The following is an 18,196-nucleotide window of genomic DNA, read 5'->3' as shown; positions in this document are numbered from 1 at the left end:
AATTACATACACTGCAAAGTAAAATAATGATATCTTTTATACTAAAAAAAATTGACTTGGCTGTATACTCATATAAGAAAGTAATGATAATTTATAGCAATAAATAAAAATATGAGCTTGTCGAGTACCGCGCTGGAGCAGCGAGAAAAAGAAGCGCAGACCCTTAAGTCTTTTCTGCTCTACAGTCTAATTGGTTCAACAGCGTTACATATCGGGGTATTCGCCTTAGCCCTAAGCAATTTCTTGAAGAGAATTCCTCAACTCCAAGAAGAACCGATTGACGTGGTAATTATCGAAACTCCGACTCCCCAAGAAGTAAAACCATCAGAAATTACCAAATCTCAACCAAAGGTAAATGCAGGGGGTGGTGGTGGTGGTGGCGGTAGCAAGCCTATTCAAACCCAAACTACCACAAGTGGGACAGCAGCTTCTTTGTTACCTCTAACAAAACAATCAACTGTGCAAACTGGCTCGATACAGAAGTTGGTTGATAGGTTAAAAACGCCCCCATCACAGCCGACAATAACAACAGTACCACCAAAGCCAATTGAAAATACACCATCAGCAGTCACTGAACCTTCAATAGTGCAAACTGGCTCGATACAGAAGTTAGTCGATAGGTTAAAAACGCAGCCACCACAGCCGACAATAACAACAGTACCACCAAAGCCAATTGAAAATACAGCACCACCAGTGACTGAACCTTCAATAGTGCAAACTGGCTCGATACAGAAGTTGGTTGATAGGTTAAAAACTCAGCCACCACAGCCGACAATAGCAACTACACCCTCAGCGGTGACTGGTCTGAATGTTTCCCCAGGTGCTGGGGCTAATTCTTCTACTCCACAATCATCAGCATCCGCACAAGCTAGTGGTAGCGCTACAAATAATAGCTCTAGTAATGGCGTCGGGAATGGTTCGGGGAATGGCGTCGGGAATGGTTCAGGGAATGGCGTCGGGAATGGTTCAGGGAATGGTTCCGGGAATGGCGTTGGGAATGGTTCGGGGAATGGTTCAGGGAATGGCGTCGGGAATGGTTCAGGGAATGGCGTCGGGAATGGTTCGGGGAATGGCGTCGGGAATGGTTCAGGGAATGGCGTCGGGAATGGTTCAGGGAATGGCGTCGGGAATGGTTCAGGGAATGGCGTCGGGAATGAACCAAAAAAAGAAGATACAACAGTAGCTACAGCGCCAAAACCTCCAACAGATAATGGTTCACGATTAGATCGTGCAGACTGCCTCAAGTGTGATATTAAATATCCAGACAGGGCGAGACGACGAGGCGTAGAAGGCAATCCAGAGGTAGCTGTTGATACAGATGATAATGGCAATGTCACGCGAGTGCGGTTAATTCGTTCTAGTGGTGATAAAGAACTAGATGAAGCAGCACAAAGAGCAGCACAAGAGTGGAAATTAAAACCCACATCTGGCGGTAGACAAGGGGTGAAAGCATCAGTTAATTTTGCTATTCAAGGTTCACGGCGTCACCGCGAACTTCAAGAAACACAAAGAAAACGAGAAAGAGAAAGAGAAAGAGAAAGAGAAGCTAGAGAGAAAAAGCCAGATACAGCCGTTTCTAACCCAAATGTGACAGAATCTCCTCAACGTAGCCAGCGGTCAACAACAGGAGTGGTTACAGATGTTCCCCAGGAAAATACTACCAGGCGAAATCGAGAAACCACACCCCGCCGTCAGCGCGTAGAATCTGACACACCAACTCCATCAGAGGAAACCACACCCCGCCGCCGTCAGCGCGTAGAATCAGACACACCAACTCCATCGGAGGAAACCACACCCCGCCGCCGTCAGCGCGTAGAATCAGACACACCAACTCCATCGGAAGAAACGACACCCCGCCGTCAGCGTGTAGAATCTGACACACCAACTCAGTCAGAGGAAGGTAGAGAGGAGAGAGTGCAAAAAAGGCGCAAGCGGTTAGAAGAAATCCTGCGTCGTCGTGAAAAACCATCACAGTCACCACCGTCAGATTCACCAGCGCCTGCTTCTACACCGCCTGCTGAATCTACCCCATAAATAGAATTTATACGATTTCACCAAAACTCTGATACATATAGAAGCCAGTAGGGGCACGGCAATGCCGTGCCCCTACCAACGTATTTGTATCATACTTAAAGTGAAACGGTATAACCACAGATCTTCGTAGGGGCGCAAGGCCTTGCGCCCCTACCTTGTGGTCTATTTACCTGAAAATGGCTGTAAATATCTAGGACTGACGCACCCTACCAAATATGACACCTTGTCTTTTGAGATATATTCGCAGTAACTGTAGACTAACACTTGGTAATTGTTTTTACTTGGTGTGAGAGAAAAACGTGAACAAGTGTTATTTTTTGCTCCCTGTTGTCGTCCAGACTTTACTGATAGCTGTTCCTACCTATGCTGCTGATGCTGATGTCAACCAAAAAACAACCGAAAAATTGCCACAGGTAACTTCAGATATTCAAAATTTGAGTGAAATTGAGCTTCCCACCACTAATGCTAAGTTATTAACTCAGTCATCTGCATTAGTTGAAATTAGCCAGGGAACTCAGTCAGCAGAAGAGCAAAAAACAGACCAAAATCCCAGAGAAGATGCGGATATTTCTATAGAAGCGATTGGGGAAAAAGACACGCTACCGCAGTCTACTCCAGTTTATGTAATTGAGCAAGAAGAAATCAAAAAGCAGGGTTCTACAAGTGTAGCTGATGTTTTGAAAAGATTGCCTGGTTTCGCCATTAATGATGTAGGTCATGGTGCAGATATTCACACAGGTACATACTACCGAGGCGCTTCAATTAATCAGTCTGTATTTCTCATCAACGGCAGACCAATTAATAATAATATTAACACCTATCATGGTGCAACTGACTTAAATAGCATTCCTGTAGAGGCTATTGATCGAGTAGAATTATATAGCGGTGCTGCTTCTACTTTGTATGGTTCATCAGCCTTTGGTGGAGTTGTGAATATCATCACCAAAGAAGGTTATGGCAAGCCTAAATTAACAGGTAGTGTAGAATTTGGCTCATTGAGTACAAATAATCAACAACTTAGTTATGCTGGTTCTACTGGACCTGTAAAGTATAACTTTAGTTTTGAAAGGTTCTTTACAGATAACCGTTACAAAGTCCCCCTAGGTGCTGCTAATCGTGATAGTCAGGGGTATTTATCGAATGCAGATACAGCTACTAGCACGTATTTTGGTAGCATTGCTGTAGATTTAGATAATAAAAATTCTCTGAATTTAGATGTTACTACATTAAGCAGTCGTCGGGGCTTAATTTATTTTGGTTTTCCTCTGCAAAAAGACCGACTAGACCACGATGGTTTAAACGCGGGCTTATCTTGGAAAACTCGCTTAGGTAATGGGGAAGATTCTAATCTGACAACTACCATTGGTTATAACCAAGATTACTTCAACACTTATGGTCCTAGTGGTAACAATTACCGTACAGGTACTTTAGACACACAACAACTGACAGCTAGGGTTGATCATGAGTGGAAATTTAACCCCAATAATAAATTACGCTGGGGGTTAGATTTGAAAAATAGTGACTTAAACGGTACTGTTTTGAGTTCAGTTCCTGCGAGAATTGCTAATAATGAAATAGAAAATCGCAGTGTCTTTACTACAGCTTTATTTGCTGTGAATACTCTCAATATTACTGATAAGTTTCAGGTAGATTTAGGGCTGAGACAAAACTTTGATAGTCAGTTTAGTAGTTATCTTAACCCTAGTGTAGGGTTACGTTATGCAGCTGCACCAAATATTGCTGTGCGTGGTAGTTGGGCTGGGGCGCAACGTAATCCAGGTTTAGATCAATTATATGTTTATGATACGGTGCATAATTGGTCGCCAAACCCCGATTTAAAACCGGAAACTGGCTCATCTTGGACTGCGGGTGTTGATGTCAATTTTTCGCAAAATTTGACTGGACAGTTTACTTATTTCGGCAATAGTTTAGATAATCGTCTCGGAATTGTAGCGAATAAATGGCAAAATATTGGGTTAGTAGATACCAATGGTTTTGAAGCAGCTTTGCAATTAAAAATTGCTAATGGTTGGTCTACTTTTCTCAACTATACCTATACAGATGCCCAAATTAAAACAGGCACAGACAAAGGTTTACAGTTAGGTTTGATTCCCTATTCTGTACTCCAAACCGGTATTGGTTATCAAAAGGCGGGATGGCAGGCTAATTTGTATGCTACTTATAATAGTGGCGCTCGTCGAGCAGCTTTTGCAAACGCCAACGCTGGTCAAAAAGCTACAGATTTTGCGCCGTCTTTCTTTAATTTAGATTTCAGCGGTCGTATTCCTTTAACTACTAATTTGGGATTGACGGTTTATCTAGAAAATTTACTCGGTGAACAATATGAGCGAGTTAATCGTATCTATAGTCCTGGGTTTACTTTTCGCGTGGGTTTAACTGCAGATTTATAGTTCTAACGTAAAACCCCATCCCTCTCAATACTGCTCGGTTAAGCTCAAAAACCTTAACCTACCATTTTCCTTAACTCTTCCTTTGTATCCTTCTCTGCGCTAAGTGCGGATAGATATTCTTCCAGTGGTTCGGTCCGATGAAACAAAAAAAGTGGTTCTGTAGACTACAGAACCACTAAAGCTTTCGCAAAACTGTTATAACTTAGCGAGCAGTACCTTGAGCAGAAACAGCATCAATTGGTTTGATGAAGTACAATCGCAATAAGTGCCAACCCATTGAGGTAAACAATGGCAGTTTTTGGAAGAATTGGAGGAATTTGGGAGTTTTGGAATTGGCGATCGCCGCTAATTTTGCCATTTTCTTGACACAAATATCCAATCGCTGATAAAATTCTGGGTTATCTACATCCAGCATCAACGGGAATACTCTTCCTGCGGTTTCATTGGTCTTTTTAATCACGTAAATATCATATTCCCGTGCATCCAGACCAATAGCAGCATAAAAATCTTTACGCTGTATATCATTAAGATACATGGTGGCAAACACCGACAACAGGAAGAAGCGACTCCACAGCTTTGCCTTCCAATCATCCAACATTTGCGGTTGGGCTTTCATCACCGCATCAAAGAAATCGCCGTGACGGTTTTCATCCTGACACCAATTTTCAAAGAACCGGAAAATCGGATAAATCCGGTCTTCAGGATGAGCTTCTAAGTGACGATAAATGGTGATATAGCGCCAATAGCCAATTTTTTCGGAAAGATAAGTGGCGTAGAAGATGAATTTTGGCTTAAAGAAGGTATAATCGCGACTCTTAGTCAAAAACCCTAAATCTAAAGACAGATTAAAGTCTGACATTGCTTTGTTCAAAAAGCCGGCGTGACGCGCTTCATCGCGTGACATTAGGTTAAAGCACTCTGCCAAAACAGGGCTTTTATCCTTCAAACGGCGTCCAAGTTCTTTGTACAGTAAGAACCCAGAAAACTCAGCGGTACAGGAACGTTCGAGAAATTCCAGGAACAAACGACGGGTTTCGCCGTCAATATGATCCCAGGATTGTTCAAACTCCGCATCGCGCACAAAATGATGGCGGTTGTAGTCAGCACGAAACTCTTCGAGAATGGCTCTTAACTCGTCTTCGTTGACGGAGATGTCCATCCGCGCCATTTCATCGAAATCGGTGGTATAAAACCGGGGTGTTAATAGGGTTTCTTTTGCGGGGACTTTAATTCCTGGACGCAATTCTTCAAAGCTAGGTTTTTTTAAGGAATCTACCATGTCTTAATCGCTCTTTTGTCTTTCTGATCTTGAGGTACACTAGAAAGCCAAGGTTAATGCTCTCACAAGGCGCAACTAGACGACAATATCCATTTGTATAAAGTTCAGTCTACCAAGGTATGGGATAAAAACTGTGACCTGTTACAAAAATTAGAGCAGCTGAAGATTTGTCACAGATAGCAATGTTGCTACGCTGGGAAGTCACAGAAAATTCCGATATCAGTATCAATTAACTATTCAGAAACTACGCAAAAGCTGATAGCGTCAAACAAAGTAAAATATCATTGTGGACGTGACAGCTTGAAAACGCGCTCTAATTACTCGCAACTGTTGCCCTATATCCGACCTCAGTGGCAAAATATCACTAGGGGATTTATTGGCATTATCGGATATGTGCTAGCTACTTTAACCCTGATCAATATCGCGGGTAGGTTGGCAACGCCTTTTGGTGAAGGTAATGTAGTCGCGATCGCTCAATTAGCTGGGATTTGCGGTGTCGTATTTCTTGTGCGTGGCTTTTTTCAGTCTGTGCAAGATATTTATATGGCGAAGGCGGCTTTGAGAGTAGCTTTTAATCTGCGTAAACAGGTCTATGCTCACCTGCAAAGGCTGAATCTCAGCTATTTTGAAACTGCAAAGGCTGGTGATTTATCTTACCGCCTAACTGAAGATGTTGATCGGATTGGGGAAGTGATCAATAAACTGTTTCACGATTTTATCCCCTGCGTTTTGCAGTTGCTGGCAATTCCGATTTACATGATTTACCTGAATTGGCAACTGACATTGGCTACGGTCATTGTAGCACCAATCATGGGTGTGTTAATTGGCTGGTTTGGTGAACGGTTGCAAAAATATTCCCGTCGCAGTCAAAATCGGGTTTCGGATTTATCAGCGATTCTCACGGAAGTTTTTAGCGGGATTCGTTTGGTACAGGCTTTTGCGGCTGAAAATTATGAAATTGCTAAGTTTAGCCATGAAGCGGAACGCAGTTTACAGGCGAAATATTCCGCCGAAAGACTAAAAGCGATTCAAATTCCCATCGTCGGATTTTTGGAAGCTTTGAGTGCGTTATCTTTATTGATGGTGGGTGCGTGGCAAATCTCCCAAAGCAACTTGACGGTGGGAGCGTTTTTCAGTTATCTGGCCGCAGCGGCGTTATTAATTGACCCTATCGGTCACACTACAAATAATTATAACGAATTTAAGCAGGGTGAGGCATCAGTTGACCGTGTTTTTGAATTGATGGCTATTCAACCGACGGTGGTGGAAAAGCGAAATGCCGTCACTCTGCCCCCAGTTGCAGGTAAAGTGGAATATCGTCGTGTGTCCTTTGCCTATAAACCCGGTGAACCTGTAATTAAAGATATCAGTTTATTGGCATTACCAGGAGAAGCGATCGCCCTGGTGGGTGCTTCTGGTGCCGGTAAAACCACTTTTGTCAATCTCCTTCCCCGGTTTTATGACCCCGAATCTGGGCAAATATTCATTGATGACGTTGATATTCGCGATGTGACGCTCCATAGCTTGCGCCGACAAATTGGGATTGTTCCCCAAGAAACCATCATGTTTTCTGGAACAATTTCCCAAAATATCGCTTTTGGACAAGATGATTTTGAAATGTCAGCAGTAGAGCAAGCTGCAAAAATTGCTAACGCCCATCAATTTATTACCCAGTTACCAGAAGGTTATCAGACATGGGTGGGTGAACGTGGGGTAAATTTATCTGGTGGACAACGCCAAAGAATTGCGATCGCTCGTGCTGTGCTGCTCAACCCGCAAATTTTGATCCTTGATGAAGCCACTTCCGCCTTAGATTCTGAATCAGAAGCCTTGGTACAGGAAGCTTTAGAAAGATTGATGCAAGGACGTACAGTCTTTATTATTGCTCATCGGTTAAGTACAGTGAGGAGGTGCGATCGCATTTTAGTATTGGAACGGGGTCAAATTGTCGAATCAGGCACCCATGAAGAATTGTTAGCGTTTGAGCGTCGCTATGCAAGGTTTTATGCTCAACAGTTTAGTTAATTAGGGACAGACAATTAAAGAAATCTCCAATTTGTAGGGTGCGTCAGCAGTGAGAAAACTTGGAAATAGCCAGAGATTACTGGTACTGACGCACCCTACGCACTCAAATATTGGGGAATTTATTTTTTGAGATTTATTTTATAATTTTTCCAGAGCAGAAAAGATAGTTATGTTACTTGAACTCAAACAACTAATTGTACCTGTAGGTCATCAGTTATTGATTAAAGATATCTCCTGGTCAGGATACGAACATATTTTGGCAGAGTTTGGCGACCATCGCCATTCTAGGATATCTTATAGTCAAGGGGTACTGGAAATAATGGCACCATTACCAGAGCATGAAGTAGCTAAAGTTATTATTGGTGATTTAGTAAAAGCTCTTTTAGAAGAACTGGATATTGAATTTTGGAGTTTAGGTTCTACAACTTTCGCGCAAAAAAACATGGATGCAGGAGTAGAACCAGATGATTGTTTTTACATCCAAAATGAAGCCGCTGTTCGCGGTAAGGATAGAATCGATTTAACAGTTGATCCACCCCCTGATTTAGCTATCGAAATTGATATTACCTCCCGCACTCGGTTTAATAATTATGCAGTGTTAGGAGTTCCTGAATTATGGCGCTGGAATGGAAATCAGTTAGAAATAAATGTGCTTGTAGATGGTCAGTATCTACAATCAAATACTAGTTCTATCTTTCCTAATCTACAGATAGCTCAAATGATTCGTGAATATTTGATGCGGAGTAAAACTGATGGGAGAAATACCACCATGAAAGCATTTCGAGCGTGGGTGAGACATTCAATATAAACCAATACGCTTGGTGTTACAGCGATTTTCAGGTAAATGAACCACATTTTTATATCTCACGCATTCGCGCAGCGTCCCGCAGGGAAGGCGCATTCGCGGAGCGTCTCGAAGAGAAGGCGCAAAGGAAGAAAGAAATACAGATATCGAGGTGTGGTCTAAATACCTGAAAACTGCTGTAAGAAAAATCGTAGGTTGGGTTAAGGTTTTTGGCTCTAACACCAAGCGTATTGGACTATAAACCTTATTTTCAGTTTCACAGATGTATAACCAGGAGCGATATTTTTCGAGCTACTAATACTAAAATCCTTGATAAGTAAACTTTACAACCTGTTTGTCAACCCATCAGGTAGTATACAAATACCAACCATTTCCACCCTATAGGGGAGCAGAACATCATGGTTAGTCAACAAGAGAAAGAATTAGAAAGTAAAAAATCTCGCTTCCATTTTTCTGTTTTGTGTTTGGGAGCCTCATTTTTTGCTATTTCTACTATGGGATTTTTAAGTAGCCCCGCACCAGTTCAAGCAGCAGCCCAAAGACCAAGTATAGCGACAGTTAAAAGCATGACTAATGGTGACATCAGTTGCTATGTCGATTTAGTAGATCAAAAAGGAAAAAAATACGAACAAGTACCCGCGACTTTTGAGATTTGTGCAGAGGAAAAAACTTACTTAAATAAGAAAGTTAAATTAACCTATAGTAAGCAGAAAGTAAGCGATTGTCAAAGTGCTGAACCTTGCGGTAAAACCAAGATAGTGACTTTGATTAGTGGAATGAAAATCGTGCGTTAGGGGCTAGTCTGGCGATTTCAAAGTCTTATATCCCCTTTTTTAAGGGGGGTAAAAAGCCTGAGCGGGGTACGTCAGATTTGAGTTTTTAATGAGATATGCACCCTACAATATATGTCAATACAGTTCAGTTAGACTCAAATGGTATACAGTGTAGTAGGGGCACGGCATCCAAAATCTTTTCTTCTAATGACAATTTTATTCGTGCCGTGCCCCTACGACAATTTTCCTTAACTTAACTGTATGGCAATATATGTAGATTGTGACACGCAGCTTTAGTCTTGTGAATCAATAGTCAACTATCAACTCTCACCCTCAACTGTGGTGATTTTTTTATGCTCTTCTTGTAACCAGTTTTCAAACAGTTCATTGAGCAGACGCGCTTTCATTGGTTCATCTAGTTGGGCTGTAATTAATTTCTCCAACCGTAAAATCACAAACCATTCAGCGATGCGGGTTGGGGGTAATAATTGACCAGGTTGACTGTTAGAAAACATTTGCACCATGACCGGATGGAGTGCATTCAGTTCCACAGGGCCGACTAAACCGCCAGTTTGGGCTTCAGGACCGAGTGAGTATTCCCGCGCTACATCTGCAAAAGACTGTTCTTGCGCTTGAATGCGAAAGTAGAGTTCTTGGACAATTCCCGCATCCTGAGTTCGCAGCAGAGAATAAATCACTTTGTCCAGTTTGGCTTTGGACTGAAAAAAATAGGATTCGAGTTTGTTACCCCAGGTAGCTTGCTTGAATTTTTCAATTTTCAGCTTCCGGGTAGTGACCGCTTCTAGTTGATTGAGACTCAGACCATGATACAATACCCAGGATTGTAGGTCGGCTTCTGTTTTAAACTGTTTTTCGGCGTTAAACTGCTGTTGAGCTTGAATGACTTCCTCTGGACTACACTCGATGGTGGCGATCGCCTGATCGATAATCAATTCCCGCATTATCTGGGGTAGCATTTGGTAGCTCGCCAGTAAGGGAATCAGTTCACTAGGCGTGATTGTACGGTTGCCGATTTGAAGCAATTCAGTCATTAGTTATTAATTTTAAGTTCAACTATATATAGCAATCCTATATGATTTGTGAAAGTTCTTTGTGTCGAAGATGATCAGAATTTAGCCCAGATGCTACAGCTAGCGTTGGTCAAACAGCGCTATCATGTTGATCTGGCTGCTGATGGGGAAATAGGTTGGGATTTAGCACAAGCCTATGTCTATGACCTGATTCTGCTGGATTTGATGTTGCCTAAGCTGGATGGAATGAGTTTTTGTCAACAACTGCGGGCTGGGAAATCTTTTACTCTGACGCCGAACCGGGACACCCCAGTTATACTGATCACGGCGCTGGATGCGGTGACAAATAAAGTTATCGGACTGGATGCGGGAGCTGATGATTACTTAGTCAAACCTTTTAACCTAGAAGAATTATTAGCACGGATTCGGGCATTGCTAAGACGAAACCAGGGGAGGCGATCGCCCCTGTTGTCATGGGGAGAGTTGTACCTGAATCCTCAAAGTTGTGAAGTGAGTTATCGGGGACAACCGATTCTGCTGGCTGCTAAAGAATATGAAATACTAGAGTTGTTTCTGCGGAACCCTGACCAAATTTTTAGCCCCAGTCGGTTACTTGAACGTGTGTGGGCTGTGGATGAATTCCCCAGTGAGGGAGCGGTACGGGCACATATGAAGGGTTTGCGTCAGAAACTCAGACAAGCTGGAGCGGATAATATATTTGAGACGATTTACAAATTGGGGTATCGGCTGAAACAGGAGCAACTAACAGGTGAGAACATCGGGGAGGGAAAAGAAAAGGAAAGGACTATTCCCCCTGCTCCTCAGTCCACCGCTTCCCCCCCTGAAACTAGTTTTGTATCAGACCTGAAAGCTGTTTGGCTGGAGTGTCAACAGTCCTATGGCGATCGCCTGGCGATTATTCAACAAGCTGTTATGGCTTTACAGAAGGGTATGCTGTCACCAGCACTACAGCATCAGGCTGAACAAGAAGCACACACCCTCAGTGGATCATTGGGCTGTTTTGGCTTAGATGAAGCATCCGATCTCTTACGTCAAATACAGCAGATTCTCAAGCAGGATCAACCATTAGGGGAGCCAGACGCGGAACAATTGACGCAACTGCTGATGGGGCTACAAGAGCTGGTAAACTAATCATCAGGTTAACTCACGGTTCTATGAAAGCATACCCAGGATGGAAGATTGCGAAAAAACCAAACAGGAACTGATTGCTGAGTTGGAAGCATTGCGAGAGCAAGTGCGTGACCTGAAGTCCAATCAGGGGACAACAGGACAAGGGAAAGAGGGTAGCATCTTCTATTTCACAATACCGATAGAGGATGCGTAGCAATGGCAACTAAGCGAATTTTAATCATTGATGATGAGCAAGGTATCCGAAAGATTGTGCAAATTTCGCTCAAAGCGATTGCTGGCTGGGAAGCGCTAGTAGCAGTATCCGGTGAAGAAGGAATGGCGATCGCCCAAACAGAACAGCCTGATGCTATCCTCCTTGATGTCATGATGCCTGGTATGGATGGTATCACGACGTTGGAAAAGATCCAAGCAAATCCTGCTATCGAGTCTATTCCCATCATTCTACTCACTGCCAAAGCCCAGGTCAGTGAACAAAGCCAATTTGCTCAACTGGCGATCGCCGGAGTGATTCTCAAACCATTTCACCCACTTGATTTAGTCCAAGAGATGCGATCGCTTCTCCACTGGAATGATTAACTGTTAACATTTGACTATTTTTCTTAACATTTCTTCATATTCACAGATAATGAAGTACACAAACGCAAGAGCGAGGCTTGTAGCTCCCCTCCTGTCATTCGCTACTCATTTACTACTCATTTTCGTGAAAAACAACCTTGTTGGGCAATTTTTCTAGGCAACTCTGACTACTAGTTGACCACTCATTCAATGCTGTAGTCGTGTAAAATAGCACCAAGGACTAGGGGACACAAAATATGATCGAACCAACTCTACAGCAAGTATTTGGCGCAAATGCATCCATTCAATCAATTAGTGGGATTAAATATTTTTGCGTTTCGCTGCCTGATTTGGAATCAATTACAGAAGATATTCTGGGCGAGTCTCCCAACGCAGAGGAACTGTTCGCTGCAATCTTTGTAGCAGCCAGTAAAACTTTGACTACCACCGCCAGAGACGGTGATGTTTTCGCGGGAGTTAGCCCAACCGCCCCAAACCAAAATATCGCGTTAGCAATCAGTGCCATTCCTACCCACGTAGAACGAAACAGTATTATCGTCAAAAGGATTAGCGCAGAAGTAACGTTTGACACGCCTGACGAAGGTGCATCAAAAATAATCCCCAGTAAATTTTGATAAAGCTTTTAGTTATGGAGGTTGCGAGAGAAAATTTTTGTCAAGACGGCGGCACTCTTAGCATTGAGGTTGCATTTGATAATGCAGATCCACAATATTTTGATTTAACCGCACCAGTTACAGTTATTTTGTATTTAGATCGTCTCGACGGTGATATTTATCGGAGAAATATGTATGCAGCGGATAGAACGTATAAGCTCGTAGGAAGCGCCCCTTACGGGTCTATAATTTTTCGACGTTTTGAAAACATGGATAATAGTGAAGCGCTAATAGAGCGAGTCGGTTATCTTTTCAACGAACAAGAAGTTACTCTTGAGATATTCAAAGCGTACGACGGGGAGGGGATAATCTACGAAATAAGAGAAAATCACAAGTCAACTTTGTCAATTCAGTCACAAGACAATATCCCAGATATTTTTACTTACAATCAAAATATTTACTATAATGTTTCAAATATAAATTGTTTTACAAATAAATGTCCCGATGGGTATACAAAAATAACGTCTCTCGTCGATCCAAAAGGGTACTGGTGTTTTCCTTCAGAAATAATCAAAAGAAATTTAAAGCAGATAGAGGAGTATTTGAATGGCAAACGATAATGATGTTATCGAGATTAAGGAATCAATAGTTTCTATAAATAGAAATATCGAGAAAGTCTTGGAGATGGAGGCTAGACTAACCAGAGTCGAAAAATATATTAATATTCTTGATGAAGATATTAAAATCATCTCCAAGTTTGTTAACGAAATTCATCAAAACTTGGATTCCGTTTTTGGCTATATAGGCGATCTATCTATCTCAATCGTTAAAGGGTTTAATAAAATATTTGACATGTTCCAATGAAAGTACCTGATAGTCCTTCTACCAAAGCATTAAAAACCGGTCTGACCAATATTAACCGTGTCGTCAAAACATCAAAGTTCAAATTCAGTAACTGGAATTTGAAACCATTTACTCAACTAATGACGCGGTTTAGCGCTAAAGACTACAAGAATTTTGCAGACTTAGCTAAATCGCTAAGGGAGCAAAAAGGGCTGCTATCCGAATTGAAAAAAATCAAAGAAACCGCAAAAACTGTAAAAGATTCCAAGGCGGTTTTAGATAAAATTTTGAATAAAGTTCCGGGAGGGAATTCTTTAGATAAAGCAGGTAAGGGGGGAATTGCGCTTGGGCAGGCAATTATATTAGCCGCAAGTATTGGACTGACGCTTACTGCTATTTGGGCACAGGCGGAAGTCCAGAATGCAGATATTAAAGCTAGCGTCTGGACGGAATCAGAGATACAAAAAGCTTTTGATAGATATCAGCGGAATTTACTAAAAATTAGGGAGTTAAATAAACAATCGGATAAATACGGACAGGATATTCAAAAGACGAAAGATAGGGTTTATGCTTTAGAAAAGCAACAAGTTCCTATTCGAGATAAAGCTAATAATGCACTTTATGAAGTCAGGGAGGGGCGAAAAATATTAGAGGCTAAGATCGCAAATGCTAAAAAACAGGCGAACGATGCCCTTTATGAAGTCAGGGAGGGGCGAAAAATATTAGAACAGAGAATCATAGAACAGGCTCAAAAAATAGCTGACGTTAGCAAACGTTTAATTACATTTAATCCAAAACAGTTTGACGCACTTAAAACACAATTTAATTCTAATATTGAAATAATTAAAAAGAATTTTAGCAATATTCAAGAAAGTTTAATAGCTCAACGTAATGCAATTGATTCACAAAAAAAGGCTCTAGGCGAACAACAGAAGGAATTGGCATCTACTAAGCCTTTGGTGGCTCAAGCGTTAGATTTAGCAAAGCAGCTAAATCCAGCTAGCCTCACACAGAATATTGTAAAAATTGTTGATGGGAAAATAGAAATCATCCAAAATCAATTAAAACAATTACAACCACAGTTGACTGGGCTTATTAAGACAAGCCAGGCAACTGAAGCCGAAACAAAGAAACTAGGAGTAACCGTCACAAGCATTGATGGCGTCATTGGAGGGCTAAGAGAAACATATAAGAAAAGTTATGAGTCCTTGGCTGCTAAATGGAATGAGGAACAATCCATAATATCAGCGAAATTCCTAGATTCCTTAAAAAAAGGAACAGCGACTACAACAATTATTAAGGAGGGAATCGATTACGTAGATGAACGGGTAAATGAAGCTTACAAGCAAGGTCAAAATACACAAAAGCAAGTTAAAGACATAGGCATAGATTTGGGCAAGCAAGCCCAAGATATTCAAAAAATTAAAGATGATTTGAAATCTCTGGAAGTGTTTGATTCGCGGGTGCCCGCTTTGCAATCTCAAATTAACGGGCTTAATAATCAGATTAAGGAGCAAGATCGCTTGAACAAACTCGGACTGGAGCGGTTAAATGAGCTTGCTTTAATGGTTGGTGGGCTTGCTCCATTCATGAATAAATTGCCCAAGCAGACCGCCGATTTAATAAACCCCAACATTCCCAAGCCTAAAGATATTGAGCGGTCGGTAGGAACTGGTATTTGCAATAGTACAAATGGCGGTTGTTTGGATACTGCATTAAATAAAAATGCAGACACTATTAACAAAAATTCAAACAATAACAATAATCAGATATTAGATAGACTTAACACAGGACTGCAGATACCTGAACTCGCTTTATTAGATACTATTGACAAAAAATTGGGTGAGCAGCTTCCGGGCGGGATAGCAGGTAAACTTACACGTTTTACAAACTGGCTAAAACTAGACAGAGCATTAAATGTATTGACGTTTGGAGCTACTGTTCACAACGCTTTAATGTTGTCTAACGATATTGGTCAGACTTGTATTGGGATTCTTAACAATGTATTGCAGTTAATTGGTTTAAAAGATGACGACAACAAGGCTTTTGACATAGGAGAAATTGTTAGCAGCAGTGTAGAGAACTTAATCAAAAACATGATTGGACAAGAAAATTATGCTGCACTAACAACTGCCTGGGCAAAGGCTAACAGAATATATCAAGCAACTGCTAATGTGCTAAACAATTTTCAAAACCTAGCAAGTACAACTTTAAACGCATTGGAGATGGGATTCGGACACGTTGCAAAAATTGGCAATGCGCTTCGCAGTGCTGGAGAAGTCGTGGACAATGCCTATAATTGGATGAATCCCACACCGAAATTTAATCGAGTCACCCAATTTTTAGAAAACTTGCAAAATGGTGCTAGCACTGTTCAGATGGTAACTCAAGCCCCATTGGATGTTATTCAAGCAACTACCGAATTGACGAACTCAGCAACAGAACTAACTAACGCTATCAAGGATGACACAAAGGACGAAAATAAAGGAAAGGAAGCGCCTGAGCCTGCTGCTTTAAAAGAACAAAAAGAATCTTCAAAAAGGTCTAGTGCCGGACAAGAGATGACCGAAGCGGATTTACAGGAGGATGACTGATGCCTTTACCAGAAGCTTTTTCAGAATGGGAACACCTGCAGGATCATATAAGGCTTTGGCACAACAAAGCTGTTCAACGGTGGTTTAAAAATCAAAAAGAAAATGATATAACTAGCCCTAAAGCAGCGCTTCGCCATGCTTGTACAATTAAGGATAGTGATACTGCCACAATGTTATTAATACGCTTGTGGCTATTTGAAGTAACTGCCGGACATGCACAATCTTTGCAAGCTCCTGTCTATGGAGTCCCTGTTATAGAATGGCAGAGAGATTTTAGATTCAAACCACAGATAAAGCTGTGTTTTAAAGAGCCTTATGCTTTTGAAAAGCATGGAAATGGAACAAATCAGGTCACAGGGGAGACCACTTTTAGGTTGATGAGTAAAACATCTGAAACAATCACACGAGCGGATGCAGTTAATTATGCCCGTGCAATAAAATCAGAATTCACCTCTCCACTTTTTATCTGGCGCAAAGGAAAATATAAGTGTACATATCTTGACATAGAAAAAGGATACGATCTGCGTTTGCTAGTGCAAGATAGGCAAGACGGAATAGCCTTGACTAAAGCGATTTTAAATATACTAAATGTCCCATTTGAGGATGATAATTTTCAGTTTATACAAAACTCAAAAACCTTTCCTGCTAACCCTGGAACAAATAGGGTTTATGGGCGGCAAGTCAAAAAACCGCAACGCAGGCCAACTGCTAACTGTGTTTTTACTCACGCGCAATTACTTGTTTATGGAATGCCAAAAGCAATAAACCTAGTTTCGGTCAATGGAAAACTAAAGTCAAGTATTGAGAACATATATACTTAATTTCCCTAGCGATAAAAATCCGCAATAAATATACACGGATCAGCGCAATTGTCAGTATTTTACATATTTTCTCAAGTGAAGGCGGAAAGCTATAAATCATTGTTTTGAATACTGCTTTGGAGACGGTATCCAACTATAGGGCGAATTTTATAGCCTACTCTCAGTAAGTCCTTTAGATAAACGATTAGACCATTCTGAGTTTGATGTATAGAAATTCCAGATAAATTTATAATGTTTGACCTTGTTACATCATTTAAAGATTGCCTCTGGTGGGATAACGCTCGTCGTTCCTCCTCACGTTACCTTTATAACTTGAACGAAGAATATCTAAGTGTGATTGCTGTAGCCCTGAATTACTATTTTTTGTAAAAGTATACTTTTCCCCCAGCCAAAACTTGATGATTCTATTGAAAAAATAAGGCATTATGGAACCATAACCATTTATACAAAAATGTATGGGCAGATATGGTGATATTCGGCGAGGCAAGGAGCTAAACGAAGCTCTTGCAAAGCTGCGTGCGTATGAGGATAAACCTAAAGATCAAAAGCAAGCTGCGTATAAACAACAAAGAGGAAACTCTATTAAAGTTTCCGCGATAAAAGAAGCTGGGTACGTCGAATCTTTTGGGTTAGCAGGCAGGATTTTTTTGCCTGTCCGGATTCTTGCGGATAACCAGTCTGGCAGCACTGGCAACGCACAAGATCTAATTACTCTTTGTAGAAACAGTGCTGCATCCGACAGCCGCACCCGAAAAAAGTCCGAAGCTCTCCCAAGCGGATCTACACCGCTTGACGGATTAAAAGGCTATCGTCCCGCAAGACTTATTTTAGTTGAAAAGGGTAGTCTTAACCCAGACAACAAAAGCCGGATAACAGGGATACAGTACACAAGATATTTCACAAAATCGGTCTCTTCTCCGTTTGGGGCAAAATCTGAAACAGAAAAGTATCAAGAAGCTGTGTCAGATATCAGAGAATTATCCGGAATTAAAAGTTTTCTCACTGGATCTGATTCTCAGGGTAACAGGATTTCATTCATCCCCGAAATTTTATGAGCGACATTTTTGATTATCGTGATTTTTTGATGGTAACTGTGGAATCTATGGAAGATATTCCTGCGATGCTCGTGATTAACGAAGCTTCGTCAAAATGGCTAATGGGTCAGCTAGACACAGGAACTTATTTTGATATTTTGGAGTCCTTCGACATCAACCCATTGAGTCATGTGCGTCCTCTTGAGACTTTAGTTGGGGTTTAAT

General features: G+C 41.4%; 17 protein-coding genes. 15 read left to right on the top strand and 2 right to left on the bottom strand.

Annotated features, from left to right (window positions below):
- Positions 1-111 precede the first annotated feature (111 nt).
- Positions 112-2,034, top strand: coding sequence for a TonB family protein (locus HEQ19_14060; protein ID WYM00481.1), 1,923 nt, complete (start codon positions 112-114; stop codon positions 2,032-2,034).
- Between the two features lie 299 nt (positions 2,035-2,333).
- Complete coding sequence (locus tag HEQ19_14055) at positions 2,334-4,445, top strand: TonB-dependent receptor (GenBank protein WYM00480.1); 2,112 nt, start codon at positions 2,334-2,336, stop codon at positions 4,443-4,445.
- Between the two features lie 202 nt (positions 4,446-4,647).
- Here HEQ19_14055 and acsF read toward each other — a convergent pair whose 3' ends face one another.
- Positions 4,648-5,724: a magnesium-protoporphyrin IX monomethyl ester (oxidative) cyclase gene (gene acsF / locus HEQ19_14050; protein ID WYM00479.1), complete on the bottom strand. Its 1,077-nt coding sequence runs from the start codon at positions 5,722-5,724 to the stop codon at positions 4,648-4,650.
- Positions 5,725-6,024: 300 nt separating this feature from the next.
- On the opposite strand from acsF, the gene HEQ19_14045 reads away from it, so the two are divergent.
- From HEQ19_14045 to HEQ19_14035, 3 genes are all read left to right on the top strand, one after another.
- A complete protein-coding gene (locus HEQ19_14045) occupies positions 6,025-7,749 on the top strand; it encodes an ABC transporter ATP-binding protein (GenBank protein WYM00478.1) in 1,725 nt (574 codons plus the stop codon).
- Between the two features lie 169 nt (positions 7,750-7,918).
- Entirely contained in the window at positions 7,919-8,557 is a 639-nt protein-coding gene (locus tag HEQ19_14040) for a Uma2 family endonuclease (GenBank protein WYM00477.1), read from the top strand.
- 395 nt (positions 8,558-8,952) lie between these two features.
- The gene (locus HEQ19_14035; protein ID WYM00476.1) at positions 8,953-9,348 is read left to right on the top strand and encodes a hypothetical protein; all 396 of its coding nucleotides are present in this window, start codon (positions 8,953-8,955) and stop codon (positions 9,346-9,348) included.
- A gap of 299 nt (positions 9,349-9,647) precedes the next feature.
- Here the strand turns inward: HEQ19_14035 and HEQ19_14030 are convergent, their stop codons facing one another.
- Positions 9,648-10,379, bottom strand: coding sequence for a peptidylprolyl isomerase (locus HEQ19_14030; protein WYM00475.1), 732 nt, complete (start codon positions 10,377-10,379; stop codon positions 9,648-9,650).
- Positions 10,380-10,427: 48 nt separating this feature from the next.
- Here HEQ19_14030 and HEQ19_14025 point away from each other — a divergent pair, with 48 nt between their 5' ends.
- The 10 genes from HEQ19_14025 to HEQ19_13980 all read left to right on the top strand — a co-directional run bounded on the left by HEQ19_14025 (position 10,428) and on the right by HEQ19_13980 (position 18,195).
- Complete coding sequence (locus HEQ19_14025; protein WYM00474.1) at positions 10,428-11,510, top strand: response regulator; 1,083 nt, start codon at positions 10,428-10,430, stop codon at positions 11,508-11,510.
- A gap of 40 nt (positions 11,511-11,550) precedes the next feature.
- A complete protein-coding gene (locus tag HEQ19_14020) occupies positions 11,551-11,703 on the top strand; it encodes a hypothetical protein (GenBank protein ID WYM00473.1) in 153 nt (50 codons plus the stop codon).
- Positions 11,704-11,705: 2 nt separating this feature from the next.
- Complete coding sequence (locus HEQ19_14015; GenBank protein ID WYM00472.1) at positions 11,706-12,086, top strand: response regulator; 381 nt, start codon at positions 11,706-11,708, stop codon at positions 12,084-12,086.
- A gap of 236 nt (positions 12,087-12,322) precedes the next feature.
- Entirely contained in the window at positions 12,323-12,700 is a 378-nt protein-coding gene (locus HEQ19_14010) for a hypothetical protein (protein ID WYM00471.1), read from the top strand.
- 14 nt (positions 12,701-12,714) lie between these two features.
- A complete protein-coding gene (locus HEQ19_14005; GenBank protein ID WYM00470.1) occupies positions 12,715-13,299 on the top strand; it encodes a hypothetical protein in 585 nt (194 codons plus the stop codon).
- Positions 13,286-13,543, top strand: a complete 258-nt coding sequence (locus HEQ19_14000) for a hypothetical protein (GenBank protein WYM00469.1) — start codon at positions 13,286-13,288, stop codon at positions 13,541-13,543. Before HEQ19_14005 ends, HEQ19_14000 begins: the two co-directional genes overlap by 14 nt.
- Positions 13,540-16,116 (top strand): hypothetical protein, encoded by a 2,577-nt coding sequence (locus HEQ19_13995; protein ID WYM00468.1) that lies wholly within the window; start codon positions 13,540-13,542, stop codon positions 16,114-16,116. Before HEQ19_14000 ends, HEQ19_13995 begins: the two co-directional genes overlap by 4 nt.
- On the top strand, positions 16,116-16,937 hold the full coding sequence (locus tag HEQ19_13990; GenBank protein WYM00467.1) for a hypothetical protein: 822 nt from the start codon (positions 16,116-16,118) through the stop codon (positions 16,935-16,937). Before HEQ19_13995 ends, HEQ19_13990 begins: the two co-directional genes overlap by 1 nt.
- Positions 16,938-17,392: 455 nt before the next feature.
- The gene (locus HEQ19_13985) at positions 17,393-17,992 is read left to right on the top strand and encodes a hypothetical protein (GenBank protein ID WYM00466.1); all 600 of its coding nucleotides are present in this window, start codon (positions 17,393-17,395) and stop codon (positions 17,990-17,992) included.
- The gene (locus tag HEQ19_13980) at positions 17,989-18,195 is read left to right on the top strand and encodes a hypothetical protein (GenBank protein ID WYM00465.1); all 207 of its coding nucleotides are present in this window, start codon (positions 17,989-17,991) and stop codon (positions 18,193-18,195) included. Before HEQ19_13985 ends, HEQ19_13980 begins: the two co-directional genes overlap by 4 nt.
- The last annotated feature ends 1 nt before the right edge of the window (position 18,196 follow it).

The organism is Gloeotrichia echinulata CP02 (genome assembly GCA_038087035.1).
GTDB classification, from domain to species: Bacteria; Cyanobacteriota; Cyanobacteriia; order Cyanobacteriales; family Nostocaceae; genus Gloeotrichia; species Gloeotrichia echinulata.
This window is presented reverse-complemented; position numbering and strand designations above follow the sequence as displayed.

Excerpts from the sequence above, each read along its gene's own strand:
- acsF (WYM00479.1), bottom strand. The coding sequence starts at position 5,724 with ATGGTAGATTCCTTAAAAAAACCTAGCTTTGAAGAATTGCGTCCAGGA.
- HEQ19_14010 (WYM00471.1), top strand. The coding sequence starts at position 12,323 with ATGATCGAACCAACTCTACAGCAAGTATTTGGCGCAAATGCATCCATT.
- HEQ19_13995 (WYM00468.1), top strand. The coding sequence starts at position 13,540 with ATGAAAGTACCTGATAGTCCTTCTACCAAAGCATTAAAAACCGGTCTG.
- HEQ19_13985 (WYM00466.1), top strand. The coding sequence starts at position 17,393 with ATGGGCAGATATGGTGATATTCGGCGAGGCAAGGAGCTAAACGAAGCT.
- HEQ19_14015 (WYM00472.1), top strand. The coding sequence starts at position 11,706 with ATGGCAACTAAGCGAATTTTAATCATTGATGATGAGCAAGGTATCCGA.
- HEQ19_14030 (WYM00475.1), bottom strand. The coding sequence starts at position 10,379 with ATGACTGAATTGCTTCAAATCGGCAACCGTACAATCACGCCTAGTGAA.
- HEQ19_13990 (WYM00467.1), top strand. The coding sequence starts at position 16,116 with ATGCCTTTACCAGAAGCTTTTTCAGAATGGGAACACCTGCAGGATCAT.
- HEQ19_14040 (WYM00477.1), top strand. The coding sequence starts at position 7,919 with ATGTTACTTGAACTCAAACAACTAATTGTACCTGTAGGTCATCAGTTA.
- HEQ19_14005 (WYM00470.1), top strand. The coding sequence starts at position 12,715 with ATGGAGGTTGCGAGAGAAAATTTTTGTCAAGACGGCGGCACTCTTAGC.
- HEQ19_14060 (WYM00481.1), top strand. The coding sequence starts at position 112 with ATGAGCTTGTCGAGTACCGCGCTGGAGCAGCGAGAAAAAGAAGCGCAG.
- HEQ19_14000 (WYM00469.1), top strand. The coding sequence starts at position 13,286 with ATGGCAAACGATAATGATGTTATCGAGATTAAGGAATCAATAGTTTCT.
- HEQ19_13980 (WYM00465.1), top strand. The coding sequence starts at position 17,989 with ATGAGCGACATTTTTGATTATCGTGATTTTTTGATGGTAACTGTGGAA.
- HEQ19_14035 (WYM00476.1), top strand. The coding sequence starts at position 8,953 with ATGGTTAGTCAACAAGAGAAAGAATTAGAAAGTAAAAAATCTCGCTTC.
- HEQ19_14020 (WYM00473.1), top strand. The coding sequence starts at position 11,551 with ATGGAAGATTGCGAAAAAACCAAACAGGAACTGATTGCTGAGTTGGAA.